The 18,962-nt window shown below is 58.1% G+C and carries 14 protein-coding genes and 3 tRNA genes; 4 read left to right on the plus strand and 13 right to left on the minus strand.

Features of this window, described 5'->3' with window-relative positions; genetic code table 11:
* Positions 1-16 precede the first annotated feature (16 nt).
* The 3 genes from ispG to hemA form a co-directional block, all read right to left on the minus strand.
* Positions 17-1,150 carry a flavodoxin/ferredoxin-dependent (E)-4-hydroxy-3-methylbut-2-enyl-diphosphate synthase gene (gene ispG, locus QEZ52_RS13860; protein ID WP_406644972.1) on the minus strand — a complete coding sequence of 378 codons (1,134 nt, stop codon included), beginning with the start codon at positions 1,148-1,150 and terminating at the stop codon, positions 17-19.
* A gap of 114 nt (positions 1,151-1,264) precedes the next feature.
* On the minus strand, positions 1,265-2,482 hold the full coding sequence (locus tag QEZ52_RS13865; protein WP_406644973.1) for a helix-turn-helix domain-containing protein: 1,218 nt from the start codon (positions 2,480-2,482) through the stop codon (positions 1,265-1,267).
* Positions 2,483-2,611: 129 nt separating this feature from the next.
* A complete protein-coding gene (gene hemA / locus QEZ52_RS13870) occupies positions 2,612-3,835 on the minus strand; it encodes a 5-aminolevulinate synthase (RefSeq protein ID WP_406644974.1) in 1,224 nt (407 codons plus the stop codon).
* 350 nt (positions 3,836-4,185) lie between these two features.
* On the opposite strand from hemA, the gene QEZ52_RS13875 reads away from it, so the two are divergent.
* Together QEZ52_RS13875 and QEZ52_RS13880 are read left to right on the plus strand one after the other, a co-directional pair.
* Positions 4,186-4,800, plus strand: coding sequence for a class I SAM-dependent methyltransferase (locus tag QEZ52_RS13875; protein WP_406644975.1), 615 nt, complete (start codon positions 4,186-4,188; stop codon positions 4,798-4,800).
* 88 nt (positions 4,801-4,888) lie between these two features.
* On the plus strand, positions 4,889-6,283 hold the full coding sequence (locus tag QEZ52_RS13880) for a M20/M25/M40 family metallo-hydrolase (protein WP_406650488.1): 1,395 nt from the start codon (positions 4,889-4,891) through the stop codon (positions 6,281-6,283).
* 928 nt (positions 6,284-7,211) lie between these two features.
* Here the strand turns inward: QEZ52_RS13880 and QEZ52_RS13885 are convergent.
* The gene (locus tag QEZ52_RS13885; protein ID WP_406644977.1) at positions 7,212-8,084 is read right to left on the minus strand and encodes a glycosyltransferase family 2 protein; all 873 of its coding nucleotides are present in this window, start codon (positions 8,082-8,084) and stop codon (positions 7,212-7,214) included.
* Positions 8,085-8,165: 81 nt separating this feature from the next.
* On the opposite strand from QEZ52_RS13885, the gene QEZ52_RS13890 reads away from it, so the two are divergent.
* Positions 8,166-8,927 (plus strand): hypothetical protein, encoded by a 762-nt coding sequence (locus tag QEZ52_RS13890; RefSeq protein ID WP_406644978.1) that lies wholly within the window; start codon positions 8,166-8,168, stop codon positions 8,925-8,927.
* Positions 8,928-9,061: 134 nt separating this feature from the next.
* Here the strand turns inward: QEZ52_RS13890 and QEZ52_RS13895 are convergent.
* Positions 9,062-9,138: transfer RNA gene (locus tag QEZ52_RS13895), tRNA-Asp, on the minus strand.
* Positions 9,139-9,219: 81 nt separating this feature from the next.
* Positions 9,220-9,296 (minus strand) — tRNA-Asp (locus QEZ52_RS13900).
* A 571-nt stretch (positions 9,297-9,867) separates the two neighbouring features.
* Between QEZ52_RS13900 and QEZ52_RS13905 the strand changes: the two genes are divergently transcribed.
* Positions 9,868-11,718, plus strand: a complete 1,851-nt coding sequence (locus QEZ52_RS13905) for an adenylate/guanylate cyclase domain-containing protein (RefSeq protein ID WP_406644979.1) — start codon at positions 9,868-9,870, stop codon at positions 11,716-11,718.
* Positions 11,719-11,826: 108 nt separating this feature from the next.
* On the opposite strand, the gene QEZ52_RS13910 is transcribed toward QEZ52_RS13905, so the two are convergent.
* The 7 genes from QEZ52_RS13910 to QEZ52_RS13940 all read right to left on the minus strand — a co-directional run bounded on the left by QEZ52_RS13910 (position 11,827) and on the right by QEZ52_RS13940 (position 18,867).
* Entirely contained in the window at positions 11,827-11,973 is a 147-nt protein-coding gene (locus QEZ52_RS13910) for a hypothetical protein (protein WP_406644980.1), read from the minus strand.
* A 612-nt stretch (positions 11,974-12,585) separates the two neighbouring features.
* Positions 12,586-14,538 carry a BspA family leucine-rich repeat surface protein gene (locus QEZ52_RS13915; protein ID WP_406644982.1) on the minus strand — a complete coding sequence of 651 codons (1,953 nt, stop codon included), beginning with the start codon at positions 14,536-14,538 and terminating at the stop codon, positions 12,586-12,588.
* Positions 14,539-15,085: 547 nt separating this feature from the next.
* Positions 15,086-15,161 (minus strand) — tRNA-Val (locus tag QEZ52_RS13920).
* 228 nt (positions 15,162-15,389) lie between these two features.
* Complete coding sequence (locus QEZ52_RS13925) at positions 15,390-15,962, minus strand: histidine phosphatase family protein (RefSeq protein WP_406644983.1); 573 nt, start codon at positions 15,960-15,962, stop codon at positions 15,390-15,392.
* A 144-nt stretch (positions 15,963-16,106) separates the two neighbouring features.
* Positions 16,107-16,955 carry an MBL fold metallo-hydrolase gene (locus QEZ52_RS13930; RefSeq protein WP_406644984.1) on the minus strand — a complete coding sequence of 283 codons (849 nt, stop codon included), beginning with the start codon at positions 16,953-16,955 and terminating at the stop codon, positions 16,107-16,109.
* Positions 16,952-18,394: a sulfatase-like hydrolase/transferase gene (locus QEZ52_RS13935; RefSeq protein WP_406644985.1), complete on the minus strand. Its 1,443-nt coding sequence runs from the start codon at positions 18,392-18,394 to the stop codon at positions 16,952-16,954. Before QEZ52_RS13935 ends, QEZ52_RS13930 begins: the two co-directional genes overlap by 4 nt.
* Entirely contained in the window at positions 18,391-18,867 is a 477-nt protein-coding gene (locus QEZ52_RS13940) for a MarR family winged helix-turn-helix transcriptional regulator (protein WP_406644986.1), read from the minus strand. Before QEZ52_RS13940 ends, QEZ52_RS13935 begins: the two co-directional genes overlap by 4 nt.
* Positions 18,868-18,962 lie beyond the last annotated feature (95 nt).

Raw genomic sequence — 18,962 nt, forward strand, 5'->3', positions numbered from 1 at the left:
CTCTTAGATTACCGCATTACTTTGAAATGTCGTCGCCTTGGGCATGGGCCGCTTCCAGTTCGGCGGCCTTGCGTTCGACCTGTTCGACGATGTGGTCCACCATCTGATCATTGTCGAGCTTGTGGCTGGACTTGCCCGCCAGATAGACCATACCGGACCCTGCCCCGCCGCCGGTAAACCCGACATCGGTCATCAGCGCCTCGCCGGGGCCATTCACCACGCAGCCAATGATCGACAGGCTCATAGGGGTGTGAATATGGGCCAGACGCTCTTCCAGCTGTTCAACGGTCTTGATCACGTTGAACCCCTGGCGCGCACAGGACGGGCAAGAGATGATATTGACGCCGCGGTGGCGCAGACCCAGCGATTTCAGGATTTCAAAGCCAACTTTGACCTCTTCAACCGGATCGGCAGACAGCGACACCCGGATCGTGTCACCAATGCCCATCCACAGCAGCTGTCCCAGCCCAATCGCTGATTTGATGGTGCCGGACACAAACCCACCCGCTTCGGTGATGCCCAGGTGGATGGGCGCGTCGGTGGCTTCGGCCAGCATCTGATACGCGGCGGCCGACATGAATACATCCGACGCCTTGACGCTGATTTTATAGTCGTGAAAATCATGGTCTTGCAGAATACGGATATGTTCCAACCCGCTTTCCACCATCGCGTCCGGGCAGGGTTCGCCGTATTTCTCCAACAGGTGCTTTTCCAGCGACCCGGCATTCACCCCGATGCGCATGGAACAGCCGTGATCGCGCGCAGCGGAAATGACTTCGCGCACCCGCTCTTTGCTGCCGATGTTGCCCGGATTGATGCGCAGACAGGCGGCCCCTGCCTCGGCGGCCTCGATCCCGCGGCGGTAATGGAAATGAATGTCGGCGATGATCGGCACCGGGCTCTCGGCGACGATCTCCTTCAGCGCTTTGGCGGACGCTTCGTCCGGAACCGAAACCCGCACCAGATCGGCGCCGGCCTCGGCTGCCGCCTGAACCTGTGCAATTGTGGCGGCCACATCGGTGGTCAGCGTGTTGGTCATGGTCTGCACGGCAATCGGCGCATCCCCACCAACAGGCACATTACCCACCATGATCTGGCGGCTTTTGCGACGCGCGATATCACGCCATGGACGGATGGGATTGTGAGACATGGGATCGGGATTCCGGCTGTGGCTAAGACTATAGCGCATAGATAAGCCGGTCATGGGTCCGTGACAATGCCACCCCGCCATCGTCTACGGATTAACCGCACATCAGATTTGGGATCAGTCGGTTGTTGCGCCCGTAGTCGGCACAGCCAAGGATTTGGCCTCAACATAGCGCTTCAACTCAATGTTGCTGTCCTGCTCCAGATCGGCAACGGCGAATTGATCCGAGATCAGGTCTTTTGACATCGCAAAATTCTTGGTGACCCGTCCTCGCCCGCCAAGAGGGCCGTAGTGCTGGCCATCCATTGCAAAATATATCGCACCGGATTCGCCGGCCCGCAAAACTGGCGGCTCTTCGGTCAGCGGAATCTCGTAGGTATCGCCGGGCGCCATTGTCGCCTCGTAGATGACCGAGCCATCAGCCGCCCGCACCCTGACCCACGACGTCCGAACGGCAACCATCACCATGTTCTCGGACACCGGTTCGAGCACCTGCGGGATCGCCTGTGCGATGGCATTGTCCACTGATTGCTGCAATCCCAGCGGTCCGGTCGCTCCGGCCAATTGAACCTGTGGCAGCGACGGTGCCCTAAAGCTCCCAACACTGCGCGGATCCAAGGTCGAAATCGGCGCATCACGCGCAACCAGAACCGGCACATCCAGCGCCTGCGGGCGATAAAGCCGGTCCAGCGCGTCCGTTGTCGTGGCTTCGACACTGCGGGACGCACCGTCCAACGGGTCCAGATCCGACAGAACGGTCGGCGTCTGTTCCACCGGCGCAAACTGCACCTGCTGGACTTCCTTCAGAACCGACCAGCCGCCATAGCCAATGCCACCGATCAGGGCCAATAGAACAAAGGTTGATCCAATGGCCCGCGGTTCAATATGGCTGAAGACACTTTCGTTCACAGGCGCAAACGGCATGTTCGGCGAGGCAAATGGATCGCGCGCCCGCGGAGCCCCTGAAACGATTCCGGGGGCGTCTTTCTTTTGGCTGGAAGCCTGTTCGGACATCCCATGGGCGACGGCAAAGCCACTTTCGGAACAGAAAGTGCCATAGGCCTGATCAGGGTCCATGTTCAGATAACGGGCATAAGAGCGAACATACCCGGCAATGAAGCCAGGTGTATCAAAGACGGAGGGATCTGAGTTTTCGATGGCGGCAATGTAGCTGGCTTTGATCTTGAGCTCTCGTTGCACGTCAAGCAACGATTTCCCCATCGTGGCCCGCTCGCCCCGCATGACATCTCCAAGACGCAACTCAAAGTCGTCAAACCCTTTGGGTTCTACAACCTCTTCGGTCTTGGCCCTGCGCTGTCTGATGCGCCCAATCATTCTTGCCGTCCTACGTTCTGCCTGCCGCATTCGCCCCAAGATACCGATGAATCCCTGCAACGATTCGATGGCACCTTTTCATTAACAGAACCGTAGCATACCCGAAGAATTATTGCACGGGTATGAAGGTTAACCTGCTAATTCGGCACGATTCAGCGCACAATGGGACCAAAGAGCGTCCATTGCACGCACCAGTGCATCGATTTCAGACGGACCGTGTACCGGAGACGGGGTGAACCGCAGGCGTTCGGTGCCGCGTGGGACGGTCGGGTAATTGATCGGCTGGACATAGATGCCGTGGTCTTCCAACAGCATGTCGCTCAACTTTTTGGTGTGGACCGGGTCACCCACGATCACGGGCACGATGTGGCTGCCATGATCAATAATCGGCAGACCCAACCCCTTGAGCCGCAGTTTCAGAACCTTGGCCCGGTCATGATGCGTGTCGCGCAGGTCCTGCGCCGTTTTCAGATGCGCCACAGACGCGGCTGCACCGGCGGCAACTGCAGGCGGCAGCGACGTGGTAAAGATGAAGCCCGGCGCATAAGAGCGGATGGCATCACACATTTTTGCGCTGGCGGCGATATATCCACCCATCACGCCATAGGCCTTGGCCAGCGTGCCGTTGATGATGTCGATGCGATGGGCCAGGTTGTCACGCTCGGTGACCCCGCCACCGCGCGGACCATACATGCCCACAGCGTGGACTTCGTCGATATAGGTCAGCGCGCCGAATTCGTCGGCCAGATCGCAGAGCTCTTTGATCGGGCCAAAATCGCCGTCCATCGAATAAACCGATTCAAAGGCGATCAACTTGGGCGCAGCCGGGTCATCAGCTTCGAGCAGCTCGCGCAGATGCGCCACATCATTGTGACGGAAAATCCGTTTGGCCCCGCCATTGCGACGCACGCCTTCGATCATCGAGGCGTGGTTCAATGCATCCGAATAGATGATCAGACCTGGAAACAGTTTCGGCAGCGTGCTCAGCGTCGCGTCATTGGCGATATAGGCGCTGGTGAACAGCAGGGATGCTTCCTTGCCGTGCAGATCGGCCAGCTCGGCCTCGAGCCGTTTGTGATAGACCGTGGTACCCGAAATATTGCGGGTCCCGCCCGATCCGGCGCCGGTCGATTCAATCGCTTCCTGCATCGCGTCCAGAACAACGGGGTGCTGCCCCATGCCCAGATAATCATTGCCACACCAGACGGTGATGTCTGTTTCGCTGCCATCCGGACGGGTCCAGACCGCATGCGGGAAATGTCCCTTGCGCCGTTCGATATCGATGAAGGTCCGGTAACGCCCCTCTTCGTGTAGCTTTTCAATGGCTGCGTCGAGTTTCGCGGTATAGTCCACCGAGGTCTCCAATTCATCGTCCGACCCCGGATAGGGCCTAGTTTCGCATGACACGAGATATTCACATCCGTGAATGAATATCTGTCTCGCATCTTTCGATCAACTGCCTACATCCGGGCCTGATGTCGCAGCTTTGACATGGGTCAATAGCCTCAGCACAAAATCCGAACAAGAGGCAGAGCGGCCTGAAAGCGCGTGAAAACGGCACAGATCATCACGTTTTGGCATCCATGTTTCTGATAAAGGACGATCCGCGCGCAATGTAGCATCACTTTGATAACGCCTCTCGCCGCTGTTTTGTGGTCCGCTGACAGTGGTCCGAGAGTCGGAAACATTGTAGCAGTCGCCATATGACGCTGTCCAAACTGACCGATTTCGACACCCTCTCCTATTACCAGACAGCCGCGCCCGTATACCTGGGAAGCGGCCCAGAGGGTACCAATCGATTTTTGAAAGACTTTCTTGATCATCTGCCGCCCGGTGCCAGGATTCTGGATCTGGGGTGTGGTGGCGGACATGACAGCGGTGAAATGATCCGTCGCGGGTTTGATGTCACCGCCTGTGATGGATCCACCACCATTGCCCGCCAGGCCGAAAGCCGGATCGGACAGACTGTACAGGTGCTGCGGTTTCAGGATCTCGCATTTGACCAGACATTTGATGCCATCTGGGCCAGCGCCAGCCTGCTGCATGTCCCCCGCCCTGCGCTGACTCAGATTCTGACCCGTGTGCATCGCGCCCTGCGTCCGGGGGGATGGCATCTGGCAACCTACAAGGCCCAAGGCACAGAGGGTCGTGATTCCGCGGGGCGCTATTTCAATCATCTAACCGTGGATGACGCCCACCATCGCTATCAGACCGCCGCCGCATGGCAGGATCTGTCCGTTACCTCCTATTCAGGTGGCGGATACGAAAACGCCACATCAGGACCCTGGATCTGTGTCCGGGCCCGCGCCGCCGGTTAGCACCGCATCGGGCACAAAAGCAGTTTCCCCCCGGCGCAATGCACACTAGGCTCCGCGCCAAAGATGACCCTCGACAAAGGAACAGATGATGTCGCTTGATGACGTTCTCGCCCGAATTGACACCGACCTGCCCGCCGCGATGGAGCGGTTGATGGATCTGCTGCGAATCCAGTCGATTTCCACCGACCCCGCGTTCAAATCCGATTGTGATAAAGCCGCCGATTGGCTGGTGTCTGACCTGAACAGCATGGGGATCACGGCCGAAAAACGCCCCACGCCCGGTCACCCCATGGTGGTTGGCCATGTGGGCCAGGATCTGGGCGATGATGTGCCCCACGTTCTGTTTTATGGCCATTATGACGTCCAGCCCGTCGACCCGCTGAACCTGTGGAACACCCCACCGTTCGAGCCTCAGATCGAAGATACCCCCAATGGACAGGTAATCCGGGGCCGCGGCGCGTCGGATGACAAGGGACAGCTGATGACCTTTGTCGAAGCCTGCCGCGCCTGGAAAGAGGTCCACGGATCCCTGCCCTGCCGCATCACCTTCTTCTTTGAGGGCGAAGAGGAATCCGGCTCGCCCTCGCTGATCCCCTTCATGCAGGACAACGCGGACGAGCTGAAGGCCGATCTGGCGTTGATTTGTGACACTTCGATGGTGTCGCGCGGGGTGCCGTCGATTGCCTCGCAGCTGCGCGGCATGCTCAAGGATGAATTCACAATCACCGGCCCCCGGATCGACCTGCATTCCGGCCATTACGGTGGTCCCGGCCTGAACCCGCTGCGGGAAATGTCGAAAATCATCGCCTCTTTCCATGACGAAGACACCGGCGCGGTCACAGTGGATGGCTTCTACGAAGGCGTGCACGAAGTCTCCGCCGAACAGCTGCGCCAGTGGCAGAATTGCGGATTTGACGAAGCTGAATATTTGAACTCGGTTGGATACAGCCAACCCCACGGGGAAAAGGCCTATTCGACCCTGGAACAGCAATGGGCCCGCCCAACGTTGGAGATCAACGGATTGTGGGGCGGCTACAACGGGGCCGGGTCCAAAACCGTGATCCCGTCTGAGGCCCACTGCAAGATCACCTGCCGTTTGGTGGGGGACATGGATCCCGACGCGCTGCGCGACAAGATCCGCGCCCATGTGCAACAGCGCCTGTCCCCTGACGCCACCGTCACCTGGGACAATGACCTCGAAGGCTCGCCCGCACCGGTGATGAACATCGCACGCCCTGAATTCGAAGCCGCCCGCGGCGCGCTGTCGGACGAATGGGACCGCGAGGCCGTGTTTACCGGCATGGGCGGGTCAATCCCAATTGCCGGGTTCTTCAAATCTGTGCTGGACATGGATGCGATGCTGGTCGGCTATGCCAATGACGATGACGCGATTCACTCCCCAAATGAAAAATATGACGTGAAGAGCTTTCACAAAGGCATCCGCTCCTGGGCGCGCATCCTCGATGCCCTGACCCGCACCTGAACACCCCAAGGAGCGCACGCTCTTCGGGCTCCGCCCGTTCAACCCTGAAACGCTCCCCCGGAGCGTTTCCTGGACGGGTCTCACTCCACAAAGGCATCCGCTCCTGGGCGCGCATCCTCGATGCCCTGACCCGCACCTGAACACCCCAAGGAGCGCACGCTCTTCGGGCTCCGCCCGTTCAACCCTGAAACGCTCCCCCGGAGCGTTTCCTGGACGGGTCTCACTCCACAAAGGCATCCGCTCCTGGGCGCGCATCCTCGATGCCCTGACCCGCACCTGAACACCCCAAGGAGCGCACGCTCTTCGGGCTCCGCCCGTTCAACCCTGAAACGCTCCCCCGGAGCGTTTCCTGGACGGGTCTCACTCCACAAAGGCATCCGCTCCTGGGCGCGCATCCTCGATGCCCTGACCCGCACCTGAACACCCCAAGGAGCGCACGCTCTTCGGGCGCTGCCCGCCGGTCACGCCCAGACCACAGGCCAAACACAGGATCCTTTGCCGACCAATTGTTGTCTACAAGGTCCATAAAGATGGTCACGCTCACCTAACCGAAGCGGTACACCTTGGGAAAATCATCCGATGCATCGCCCCTGAGGCTTTTGTCAGGGTTCGGCCGCGCCCCCGCTTGGCTCTCGGGTCAACAGGCACCCGGTACGCGCTGCCGCGCCTGGCAGATCTCCCTCGTCCCATCCCAATGGCTCCGATTTGATGGCCTGCCCCTCGTCGACATCCCCCAGACCACAGGGACCGCCTGCTCCACGTGTCGGTGCGCCCTGCTTCTTTCTGGTCCGAAATACCTCGGGGTTTGGGGCAGAGCCCCAATGGTTAGGAGCGGCAGAGCCCCAATAAGCAAGAAAGTTTGCGATGAGACCCCGATGCGACGGGCGCGAACACAGCCGTTAATCCAGCCCTCCGCCCAACCGGGCGGTCAAAGCAACCCGGAGAATCGCTCAGGCAGCAAATATTGCGTGTGATACTCAGGGCGATCGAACTCGAAAAAACCGGTTTCCCCCCGCGCCCGGAATGTGCGGCGCATCTTGCGACGCAGCGGTTCCAGATTGAACTCCTCCTGCATCTCCAACCCCTCAAAGGCTTCAAAAACCGCACGGTCTTCACCGCGTGCTTCAGCAAACCAGTGACGCCCGATCGCAGCTTCCTTGATTGTGGCTCCAGTGGCTGCCGACACATGGTTGCGGCGATCCATGGTCGCGGCGTAATTGCCCAGATCACAGTATTTCAGATGAAACAGAAACAGCTCATCCGGCGCGTGCAGTTTGCCGTATTGGGTGAAATGCCCACCCCGGGCAATCTTGGTCCCGGTCGAGATAATGCAGGGCTTGGAATAATGTGGGGCCGGTCGCACATGACGCCGTGGCCCCAGGATAGGTCCGGCGATCGTCTCGTGTTCCATGTCAATCCGGTGGATCACTTCCAACCCCAGCGGCGTCAGAACCCTGTTGGCCGGGACCGTTTCCAACCATTGCCGCAGATCCATACCCGTTGCCGGATCCACCACGACCAGTTCGTCCACATCGCCGACGATGACATGGTTGTAATAACACCGCAGCGCCATGACGAAATTGTTCAGCATCCGCCATCGTTTCATGTCGAAACTCTTGTGCGGGTCTCCGGGGATGCCAATGATGTTGCAGCCCTGGGCAAGATCGGCGACCTCGGTGCCACGCCCGTGGTTGACCACATAACAGTTTTCGCGCCCCAGCATCTCGCCATAGTGGCGCAACCAGGCCTCGAGAAAGAACGCATCGTCCCGCACCATCGTCAATGCAGCAACTGTTTGCATGATCTGCCCTGCCCTCGCCTTTTTCTTTGCTCCATTCTTAGCGAACATATGCCGACAAGAGAATCATAAAATCGAGCGCCCATGCCCCCTTTTGATGCCCTTCCCACAGATTTTGCCGAAACCGGCATCGCAATCCACCTGAAACCGGCAACCACCTTAACCCGGTTTCAAGTTATCGGAGAGCGGGCCTCGGGTACCAACCTGACCAACCGGCTTTTGGGGCGAAATTCCCCGATGAAATCATCGGATGTCCTGGGCTGGAAACACGGGTTTCCCCATGCAATGGCGATCCCGGATGATCTTGTGGTTGTCGGTCTGGTCCGCGACGCGACATCCTGGGTTCGGTCATTGCACGCCAAACCCTGGCATTCGACCCCCGACATTCAGAGGCTGACCTTTTCCGAGTTTCTGCGCACGCCCTGGCACAGCGAGATCGACCGCGAGGATTACTTCAAAAACTCAGGCCCTTTGGGTGTTGTCGGACAGGCGCTGCAACATGATCGCCATCCGCTTACCGGCCGCCATTTTGAAACGGTTCTCGATATGCGCACAGCCAAGCTTCAGGCGCTGCTGAGCTATTTCGAACGCAACTGCAATTTCATCCTGATCCGGGCCGAAGTCGTGCAAGCCGATCCAATGGCTGCGACCCATGCGCTCCTGGATGCGTTGTCCTTTGCTCGTCCCGACATGTTTCGAGGCGTTCACCGGCGCGTCGGCTCAAAATTCAAAAGCCGCGTCGGTCCGCGCCCCCCCACGCCAGAAATCCTGAGCCAGCCGGATCTCGAATTCCTCAGGGCACGATTGGATTGCGCTCTGGAACGTCGTCTTGGCTATGACTACTGAAAGCCCCGGAAACGCGCCATCCATCCCGATCCCCGCCCTGTCAGAACGCAACCACAGACCGCGGCAGGTGGGAAGGGTGCCACCAGCTATCCTCACGTCGAAACGCTGAATAAGATTGATTGTTTTGAGAAAAGTGGCGCGGTTGACGGGGCTCGAACCCGCGACCCCCGGCGTGACAGGCCGGTACTCTAACCAACTGAGCTACAACCGCGCATGACCTTTTCGGCCTATGTTGCCCATCCGGGCCGGACCCATTTTCCATTTCTGGACCCCGGGTCGGGGCTGACAGCAGTGGCGCGGTTGACGGGGCTCGAACCCGCGACCCCCGGCGTGACAGGCCGGTACTCTAACCAACTGAGCTACAACCGCCCGCTGTCTGTTCAGCGTGTCTTGCTGAACGTTTGGGTGTATTATGGCCCAGCCCCGATATCGTCAAGCAGTGTTTCGCGTTTTTCTGCTGTTTGGTGGGAATTATTTTTGGTTTCCCAACTAACCCCTTGTGAGACAAGGCTTCGTCACGATCCTTCACCCGTCGGCGCATTCCCGGCGCTGCCCGCCCGACACCGGCAAGCCAGCGGACAGGCACGCCAATGTGCGATCCGCCACGCATTGGCAGATTTGAGCCCCCATCTATCACGGTTACAGGAAATCTGCCTGCTGGTTTCGCGCTCCAATATGCCCTGGAAAGTCGGAACAGACGCAGGCCTTCGTCGCCGCAAGAACGTTTCGGACCACTTCCCTCATTTCCGAGGGGCCCGAGAACACGAAACAACAGCAGATCTGAAGTCGCAGCCAAAAATGTGAAGCTGAAAGAACACCGGGCATAGTTTTCGCCCGCCCCTGGACGGCGCTGGCATCACCGACGGACGTTTCCATGAATAATCGTGCAATCTGAGCTCGTTTCGGCAATTGTTCTTTATGACTGCTCGGGAGACCTGTCTTGACTGAGAATAGAGTAGAACGTCGACTTGCAGCGATTCTCGCCGCCGACGTGGTGGGCTATTCCTCATTGATCGAGAATGATGAAACTGGCACCCGCGCGCTTTTGAACGCGGCATTCGACGAGATCATCGCCCCGGCCCTTGAACGCCATCGCGGGCGATTGTTCAAGACGATGGGTGATGGGTATTTGGCCGAATTTGCCTCCGTCGTCGAAGCTGTCGAATGCGCAGCCGCCATCCAAAAGAACCTTGCTGACCACAGCACGCTGACCTTGCGGATCGGGATAAACTTGGGTGACGTCATCGTCGAAGGCGATGATCTCCATGGAGATGGCATAAATGTTGCAGCGCGGATCGAGGCATTGGCGGACCCCGGTGGCATCGCAATCTCGCGGTCGGCGCGCGATCAGATCCGGGACAAGTTGAACGTGACTCTGCATGACCTTGGCGAAATCCAGGTCAAGAATATCGCCCGCCCAGTGCGTGTGTTCAATGTGGTCGACCCGAGTATACCTTCTGATGCGGCGACGACGTCACGGCCCCAAACGTTCGTTTGGAAATTTGGTGCGGCGGGCGTGGCGCTGCTGGTGTTGGCATTTGTTGGCATGCTGGCCTGGGACCGTTTGCGTCCCCAGGACGTGGAAGCCGCATCTCTTGCGAGGATGCAACTGGCGTTGCCAGACAAGCCCTCCGTCGCGGTGCTCCCGTTCAAGACACAGTCCGGCACCCAGGAAGAAGCACTGCTGGCAAGGGCCGTGGGCGAAGATCTCACGCGCAGCCTGGCGCGAGTCGATGGCCTGTTCGTCATTGCGAGCAGTTCGACGGAACGATACCGCGACCAGAGGGTGAGCCCCGCAAAGGTGGCAGAAGAGCTGGGCGTGGCTCATATCGTGCGAGGCACATTGCGGCGGTCTGGCGAACAAGTGCGCGTCGACACCGAGCTGATCGAAACACTGTCAGGACGCATAATTTGGAGCGACCGTATCGAACGTGCGTCCAAGGACGTGTTTGAATTGCAGGACTCGCTTGTCACCCATCTCGCGCAGCAGTTTTCCGAAGATTTGGAGCGCGTGCAGGACCGGCATCGCTTCACAGAGAACCCAGAGGCCTTTCTGCTGTGGGCGCGTGCGGACGAGGCAAGCTGGGTGAATACTCCCATCTCCTACCAGCGCGCGCGCGTACTGGCGCAAGAGGCGTTGGCGCTGGATCCCGAATTCGTGAGAGCCACGGCGTTGCTCGGATTTGTCGAAACCCAGACCGGCTATTTCCGGGTTGCGAACGATCCCAGACTTGCGCTTGAAAATGGTCTTGAAATTGCACGAGAGGTCGTGCGTCTCGAACCGGATGACTGGTATTCACGTCAGGTTCTTGCACAATCGCTTCTGAATTTGCGCGACTACGAAGGCGCGCTTGACGAGTTCAGGCGTGCAATGGAGCTCGAACCCGCCCATCCGAATCTGCTGACCCGGTCAGCATTGGCGCTGATCTTTCTTGGCCGCGGGTCTGAGGCCGAGGAATTGCTGCGCCTTTCGGTTCGGTTGAACCCATTTCACAATTGGCTCGCCGACCAGTTGCTGGGTCAGGCAATCTATCTTCAGGGTCGATATGGCGAAGCACTGGAACATCTTGAGACTGCGCGCTCAAAGAACCCGCGCTTTATTGGAAATCTGTGGTGGCGCGCTGCTGCTTATGGACAACTTGGCGACGACACCAAAGCAAGTCAGACGGTCAAAGCCATCATAGAACGTATGCCCAATGCGAGCATTTCCACAAGCTTCATCCAGATCACTGATCCTATTGGTCAGACACGTTTTAAAGAGGGGCTGCGTGCGGCTGGGCTTCCTGAGTAATCCATGCGTCAGGCTGCCTGCGGTCTCTTCATACCCAAATCCGGTGCCCAGTGGCTCCCGGCCCGCAACAGGGTCTCCCCAACACGCAGGCATTCACACGATCATTGCTCAGCGGCCACCCTGTCCCATCACCGCATTACGATTTGCCTTGTGAGTCTGATAGTCTTGGTAGGCTTGAGTGCCGGGCTCCGGCACACAAGCTGTAAGGCCCAAGGTGGCCCCAATCAGGATCAGGCATTGAATACGTGCCAGCATGTGTTCGTCCTTTGAAAACTGCGCTCAACCCAAAGAATAGACCGATTCACCCCAGAGTCACTGAGTAGCCAGGAGGCTGGCTTGAACTCGGATCTGCCTCGGCTGCAACGACATCCAGACGGTGCCATGGGCGATCATTGCACGAGGCGCTGATGCGGTGCCCCCGATCCGCCACAACGGCCGCGCCCGGCAAACAGACTGTGCAGCTGCCGTCGCGTGGAACAAAACCCTGCGGGCACCCCGGCCCCTGGGTCGGGCGCTGTGGAACAATCGGCGCTCTACCATGCTCCAAGCAGGGCCGTGATCAAGGCCGTCACCCGAACTCAAACGCGAAACGGCCAACTCACGCCAAGGAGCGCTTTGCGCAACAGCCTTGTTATCAGATCCGACAAAGAACAGGTCATCTCCGGGCGCGCCATAAATGGCATCGCTGGAGTTTGCTCCGCTAGGTGTGCCATTCCTATTTGTGTTTCTGATGCTCATGAATTCACACGATCGTTTTCGACATCTGATTCATTACACGCCCCTCGATATTACCTTGGTGAGTTTTTATCAAAACGATACATGCTGAATATTCGAGGGAAGTCTAGGTTATGAATTGTGATTGCGAATTTATGCGAGAAGATCGAATGCTTCACCGCCAATTTGAATATTAATTTCGGATTGATCTTCACCATCGACCAGCGCCCAAATGATTTGCCCCGTCGGTTTGTAGATCACAAATCCCTCCCTGATTGTATCTTCGCCGGAACGGTCCCCTGATGCATACGACGCATGGGCAAAATTGACCTGGAAATCGTCCGCCATCGCGGGGCCACCACCCCAGAGCAGAACATCGCCGTCTGCCGCCGTGTAATCCTGAATCCAGTCCGAACCATGACCTTCGGCCCCGGCATGAAAGAACCGATCCGCGCCGTATCCACCATTCAGCCGGTCATGACCAAACCCGCCGTTGATAAAATCCGCGCCAGAATTGCCAAAAATCACGTCACTCAGCGCCGAGCCGGTCAGAACATCATGGCCTTCGCCACCGATCAGCGTATCGGCACCAAACCCGCCCAGCAGAGTGTCATTGCCGGTCTGACCCCACAGCTCGTCATTGCCGAAACCGCCATCGGCATAGTCATTGCCGTATCCGGCCAGAATGCGGTCGGCCAGATCACCCTCGGACGGGCCGTCCATCAGACCACCGTAGATAACATCGTCGCCTTCGCCGCCAATCAGCGCATCAAGGCCCAACCCGCCTATCAGCGTGTCGCCTCCGGCATCGCCCGAGAGCGTGTCATTATAGCGGCTGCCGGTGATATGATCGTCACCTTCAAGCCCGTCAAAACGATTGCCAGCAGTACCTGCCGTGTCATCCAGAACGTCGTTCGCTTCGGTTCCGAACAGGTAATAATTGCCTCTATGAATGTCCCAACCAAAATCATTCTGTAGCGTGTTGACGACCTTTTGATCCGAGTAAAAAAGGCCCTCCGCCCCAAGTCTAATACCAGTTGGAATGCGAACCTCACCGGGATCAAGACGTGCCCAACCAGCCAGTGTGGCGTCGAAATTTTCCATGCTCATGCCCGAGCCGGAGAACATGTCGAAGGCCCTAGTTAAAGAGGAGATATCCCAAGCGCCCAGGTTCTGGTCAAAGGAGGCGGCATTTTGGAACATGCGCCCGAAGCTCGTGACATTGCTGGTATTCCAGGCGCTCAGGTCCTGGTCAAAGGAAACGGCATCTTGGAACATGCGCCCGAAGTTCGTGACATTGCTGGTATCCCAGGAACCCAGGTCCTGGTCAAAGGAAACGGCATTTTGGAACATGCGCCCGAAGTTCGTGACATTGCTGGTATCCCAGGAGCTCAAGTCCTGATTGAATGATGAAGCGTTGTAAAACATGCTGCTGAAGGAGGTGGAGCTGCTGGTGTCCCAGGAACTCAGGTCTTGATTGAAGGCCGAAGCACTCCGGAACATGCCTCCAAAAGTGATGACGCTGCCAGTATCCCAAGTTCCAATGTTTTGGTCAAATGCAAGTGCGTCGGAAAACATATGCGACATGTCCGTCACATTTCCGGTATCCCACCCGCCAATATCCTGATTGAACGCAGGGACGTCATAGAACATCCAGCTCATGTGCGTCACTTTTCCGGTGTCCCACGCCCCGATATCCTGATTGAACGCCGCGGCATCATAGAACATCCGGCTCATATCCGTGACATTTCCGGTATTCCAATCCCCGATATCCTGATTGAACGCCGCGGCGTTTCTGAACATCTGATGCATATTGGTGACGCTGCCGGTGTCCCACCCGCCAATGTCCTGATTGAACACGGTCGCGTTTAGGAACATGTCGCTCATGTCTGTTACGTTCTGGGTGTTCCAGTTGCCAATGTTCAGGTTCATCGGGTTTGAAAACCCAAAATAGGCACCAAACATCTCTGACATATCGGTGACAGCGCTTGTGTCCCAGTCCACAATTTCGTCAGGGACCCGACCGTTGTTGCTTATGTCTCCCAGTTGGCCATGTTCATCGACATAGAAGTAAGAGCTCAGATCAGTGCTGGGGGCCGGTATCATGTCAAATTCGTCCACTTACTTGGGCGCAATAAGCGCGATATTAAATGAGGTATCACCCTATGAACGCAACGGAACACTTTTTTCAGAACGCACTCCGTTGGTCTTGCCTATTATTCGACGCACTACACCCAAATCAGCGTCAATAAAACCCTATACGTGCATCATACTTTTTATAATACAACCTTAATGGGGAACTTGCAGAGCAGCTCGTTTCGGCAAGCTATGTGTCCTCTTGCGGGAGCCCACCTCCTGGGCAGAGTTGTCATCAGAAGCGACCTCGGCGAAGGACTGGCATCCGCCGCTCTGCGTTAACCGATCCTGCCTTCTTTGGACTGAAAGCGCCTTTTAATCACGTCAAACATGGGCTTTGCGTTACCAACGGTTATCCACGTTGTTCCCCAGACGACCAGCGCACGGCCGCCGATGCTGTCGACGTCCCGCAGATTCGAGTTGTGAGGAAAGCGAACACTTAGGATCACGGAACCAGGGGACACTTCAAAACATCGCATCTCTTATTTCAAAAGCGAATTATTTTCAAAGAGATGGATGGTGGGTGATGAGAGGCTCGAACTCCCGACATCTTCGGTGTAAACGAAGCGCTCTACCAACTGAGCTAATCACCCGCGCTGGTGGATTTAGCCAAAGCTGAGCCCACGCGCAAGAGGCTTGTTGAGCATTTTTTCCTTCTGAATGATTTTTTTTCGTCCCCGATCCACACGACTGGGTTCAAAGATCAAAGCGCCGGTGGTGTCGTATGCGATCACATCGCCATAGGGTCTGTTTGACGGCGACCGCGGACCACCCGGACTGCGACCAATGTTGGACGGACCTGAGACCCACGGCCGAAACCGTCAGCGCAAAACGGTTTCGGTTCCGTTTTCCAGCAGATAGACACAGCCCTGTTCATTCGGCAAAACAGCCATGTCCCTGCGTTCCAACCCCAGAACGAGGCCACGAATGACCTGCCCCAGCAACCCATGTGCAACCACCACCGATGGCCCGCGAAGGTGCGTCATGAAATCACTGATACGGGCAAGAAAACTGGCATACCCTTCGCCATCCGGTGCCTCACAGAATAAATCCAGAGAATTGGGATTGGCGGCAATGATCCCCGGCCATCGGGAATCGGCCTCGGGCCGGGTCAGCCCCTGAAGTGCCCCGGCATAGGCTTCGGCCAACCGTTGATCGGTCGTAAAACTGCGCCCACCCAGGGCGATCTGTGCGGTTTGCTGGGCGCGCCCCAACGGAGACACAAAACAGGCGGGATTGGCGGCGAGCACAGGAGCCATGATCCGGGCCTGAGCCTGGGCCTGCTCTTTGCCCAACGCCGTCAGGTCAGATTCCAACTGCCCCTGAATGCGCCCTTGGGCGTTCCAATGGGTTTCACCGTGCCGCAGCAGCCAGATTTTCGGAAAGCCAACCATGCTCTAACCACCCTCGTTTTGGTCGGCTCACCCTGTCGCGAAGCCTGGCCAATGTCCAGCCGCAAACCCGCCGGTGTCCAGCCCGGAATCCCCCGTGCCGATGTCCCGATTCAGCGACGGCATTCAGCTGAGCAAAACCGGCAATCAGATCGCGTACACCTCCAGATCCTCGACGATCCCCGCGGGGCCTTTGAAATGCTCGGCCAGCTCGGCGTTGGCGCTGGCATGCCCCTCTGCACTGTCCATGTGGATCCGGAAATGGGTGATCAGCAAACGCTTTACCCGCGCCGCCTGCGCCGCCTTTGCAATTTCCGCAGGGGTGGGCGAAAACTCGGCAATGGCGGGATGAACGCTGTCGATGGACAGCCGATAACACCAATGGATCAACAGGTCGGCATCGCGCTGCAACGCCGACAGTTTCGGACAGATCCCGGCATCCCCGGAATAGACGAATTTCTTGCCCCGAGATACGACCGAAAAGGCCATGCAATCAAACGCGGGCTGCGCGTGGGGCACCTCACAGCTATTGAGCACCCAGCCGTCCCCTTCCACGGTAAACCCCGGCTTGACCTCGGTGACATCCGGCGCGGGCCAGGCGCGCGGCAGTGATCCGCCACGGGCAACCCAGACCTGTTGGCTGGGGGCCAGTTCGGTGCGCGCAATCAGATCCGGCGACAGCACCCCGTCGCGGCCAAACAGAAGTTCGGTCTGACGGGCAATCGGTGCGGGCCCCCACACCTTGAGCGGTGGGGCTCCTTCGTCCCATGCCGCATGCACCAGACGGGCATAATCCATCATGTGATCCGTGTGCAGGTGGGTAAAGAACAGATGCGTGATGTCGCTGGGCAACCGCCCCGAGCGCACCAGGTTGTCAAACACCCCGCCTCCGCAATCAAACAGGATTTTGTCGTCACCGATTTCCAGCAGATAGCCGGTCGAGGCGCGTCGCGCATATGCTTCGGGCGAACCCGATCCGAGGATGGTCAATTTCATGAGTCAGTTTCCAATACTGGGGGCGGCGTCGCACCAGGAGCGCCAAGCGCCAGCGCAGCCTCTCGTCCACCATGTCGCGTGATAAGATCGGCCTGATCAGCAAAGGCCTGGGCGTCGGTCTGGTCCGGATCACAAATGGCCCGCAGGGCCTGTTCCATCATCGCCACAACCGGCGCATGACCCGGATCAGACGCCAGATCAGTGGTTTCTTCGGGGTCGGTTTCCAGATCGAACAGTTCAGGCGCGAAGCCGATGTAATGATGGTATTTCCAACGCCCCTGTCGCAGCATGAACGCGCCAGACACCGCGCCTGCAGCGTGGTATTCCGAAAAAATCGGCCGGTCAGGATCGGGAGGTTCGGCTATGACATCGGCTAGGGAACGCAGCCCTGTAGTTCCGTCTATGTCCGCCCCGAAATGTGTGCCGATCGTATGTGACAGATCAACCAGGCTGACCGGCGTGTCACAGATGCCCCGGGGCACATCCGGACCTGCCAGGATCAATGGAACTTCTACGCTTTCGCGATAAAGATTGGATTTGCCCCACAATCCACGCGCACCCAGATTGTCCCCATGGTCCGAGGTATAAACAATCGTTGTATTGTCCCCGTATCCGGCCGCGCCCAGCGCCGCCAGGATTTCCCCGACATTGTGATCCAGCCAGGAACATAATCCCAGATAGCTGGCGATCGCCACCTTGCGCTCGTCTTCGCTGGTGAATTTGGCCTCGCTGTCCATAAAGGCGTTCTGCTTTTCCACCCAGGGGTGGCGCTGGTGCCCGTCGCGCGGGTGCAGCTTGGACGGAGGCAGCCTGTCCAGCGCATAGAGATCATAGAATTCCTGTGGCACGACCAGCGGAAAATGGGGGGCCACCAACCCGACGTACAGACACCACGGCCGATCATCGCCGCTGGCCGCCCGATCCTGAAACCACTGTCGTGTGCGGGCCGTTACCGCGGCATCATACTCGGTGTATTTGCTTTGACCCGGCCCGATATGGTCGCCCAGCATTCGGCCCTTTCCGATGATGCGCTCGTCTTCCTTGCGGATCGAGGCCCAGACCATACCGACGCCATCGGCCACCATCATCGGAAGGTGTTCAACATCGAATCCGGCCGGATCCTCGGCGCTGCGATAGTGCAGTTTACCGATGCTTTCGACCGGTACCCCCTGCCCTTGCAGCGCATGTCCCCACCCCGGAATCGCCCCGTCATAGGGCATGGCATTGTCCCACAGTCGCGTCTGATGCGCATAGCGGCCCGTGGCAAAGCTGGCCCGCGCAGGCACACAGATCGGAGATGGGGTATAGGCATTGGTGAACCGGGTGCCCCGGCCAGCCAAGGCATCCAGATGCGGCGTCTGCACAAGCGGATGTCCGGCACAGCCCAACGCACGGGCCTGATGTTCGTCGGACATGAGGATCAACAGGTTCGATGTCATATGTCGTTCTCCAGGTCCTCAACTGCCGAATCCAGCTTGGCCAGAGCGTCAAACAGCGCCCCGCGTTCATCATCGGTCAATGAATTCAACAACCGCGCCTGACGATGGCGCATGTGTGGGCGGGCCTGTTGAAAGACCTCGAACCCTTTGGCGGTGAATTCCAGCACATGGGCGCGCTGATCCGATTCGCTGGGTTCGCTGGTTAGCAGGCCATCGGCCACCATGCTTTTGATCGTGCGGCTCAACTGGGATTTATCCAGGTCTGTCCGACGCACGATCTCGGCAGGTGTAATCCGGCCTTCGACCTCCAGCATGACAAACACCCGCCACTGCATCAGCGAGATCCCCGATGTTTTCTTAAGCAGCTGAGCGGCTTGCGCGCTCAACCGAGCATGGGTGCGCGAGATGCGAAAGGTCACCATCTCCTGCAAGGGGATGTCCAATACGGCGTTGTCCAACTCATCCTGTGTCACGGTTCACACTCCCTTTGGCTGACTTCAGTGTGGCGGGATAAAGTGGACAGGTCAACTTTTTTGTTGACTGGTCAACTAAATTCGTCGCAGGCTTG

The sequence above is a fragment of the Aliisedimentitalea scapharcae genome (assembly GCF_045277565.1).
Classification (GTDB): domain Bacteria; phylum Pseudomonadota; class Alphaproteobacteria; order Rhodobacterales; family Rhodobacteraceae; genus Aliisedimentitalea; species Aliisedimentitalea scapharcae.

Excerpts from the sequence above, each read along its gene's own strand:
- ispG (WP_406644972.1), bottom strand. The coding sequence starts at position 1,150 with ATGTCTCACAATCCCATCCGTCCATGGCGTGATATCGCGCGTCGCAAA.
- QEZ52_RS13865 (WP_406644973.1), bottom strand. The coding sequence starts at position 2,482 with ATGATTGGGCGCATCAGACAGCGCAGGGCCAAGACCGAAGAGGTTGTA.
- QEZ52_RS13875 (WP_406644975.1), top strand. The coding sequence starts at position 4,186 with ATGACGCTGTCCAAACTGACCGATTTCGACACCCTCTCCTATTACCAG.
- QEZ52_RS13880 (WP_406650488.1), top strand. The coding sequence starts at position 4,889 with ATGTCGCTTGATGACGTTCTCGCCCGAATTGACACCGACCTGCCCGCC.
- QEZ52_RS13885 (WP_406644977.1), bottom strand. The coding sequence starts at position 8,084 with ATGCAAACAGTTGCTGCATTGACGATGGTGCGGGACGATGCGTTCTTT.
- QEZ52_RS13890 (WP_406644978.1), top strand. The coding sequence starts at position 8,166 with ATGCCCCCTTTTGATGCCCTTCCCACAGATTTTGCCGAAACCGGCATC.
- QEZ52_RS13910 (WP_406644980.1), bottom strand. The coding sequence starts at position 11,973 with ATGCTGGCACGTATTCAATGCCTGATCCTGATTGGGGCCACCTTGGGC.
- QEZ52_RS13915 (WP_406644982.1), bottom strand. The coding sequence starts at position 14,538 with ATGATACCGGCCCCCAGCACTGATCTGAGCTCTTACTTCTATGTCGAT.
- QEZ52_RS13925 (WP_406644983.1), bottom strand. The coding sequence starts at position 15,962 with ATGGTTGGCTTTCCGAAAATCTGGCTGCTGCGGCACGGTGAAACCCAT.
- QEZ52_RS13930 (WP_406644984.1), bottom strand. The coding sequence starts at position 16,955 with ATGAAATTGACCATCCTCGGATCGGGTTCGCCCGAAGCATATGCGCGA.
- QEZ52_RS13935 (WP_406644985.1), bottom strand. The coding sequence starts at position 18,394 with ATGACATCGAACCTGTTGATCCTCATGTCCGACGAACATCAGGCCCGT.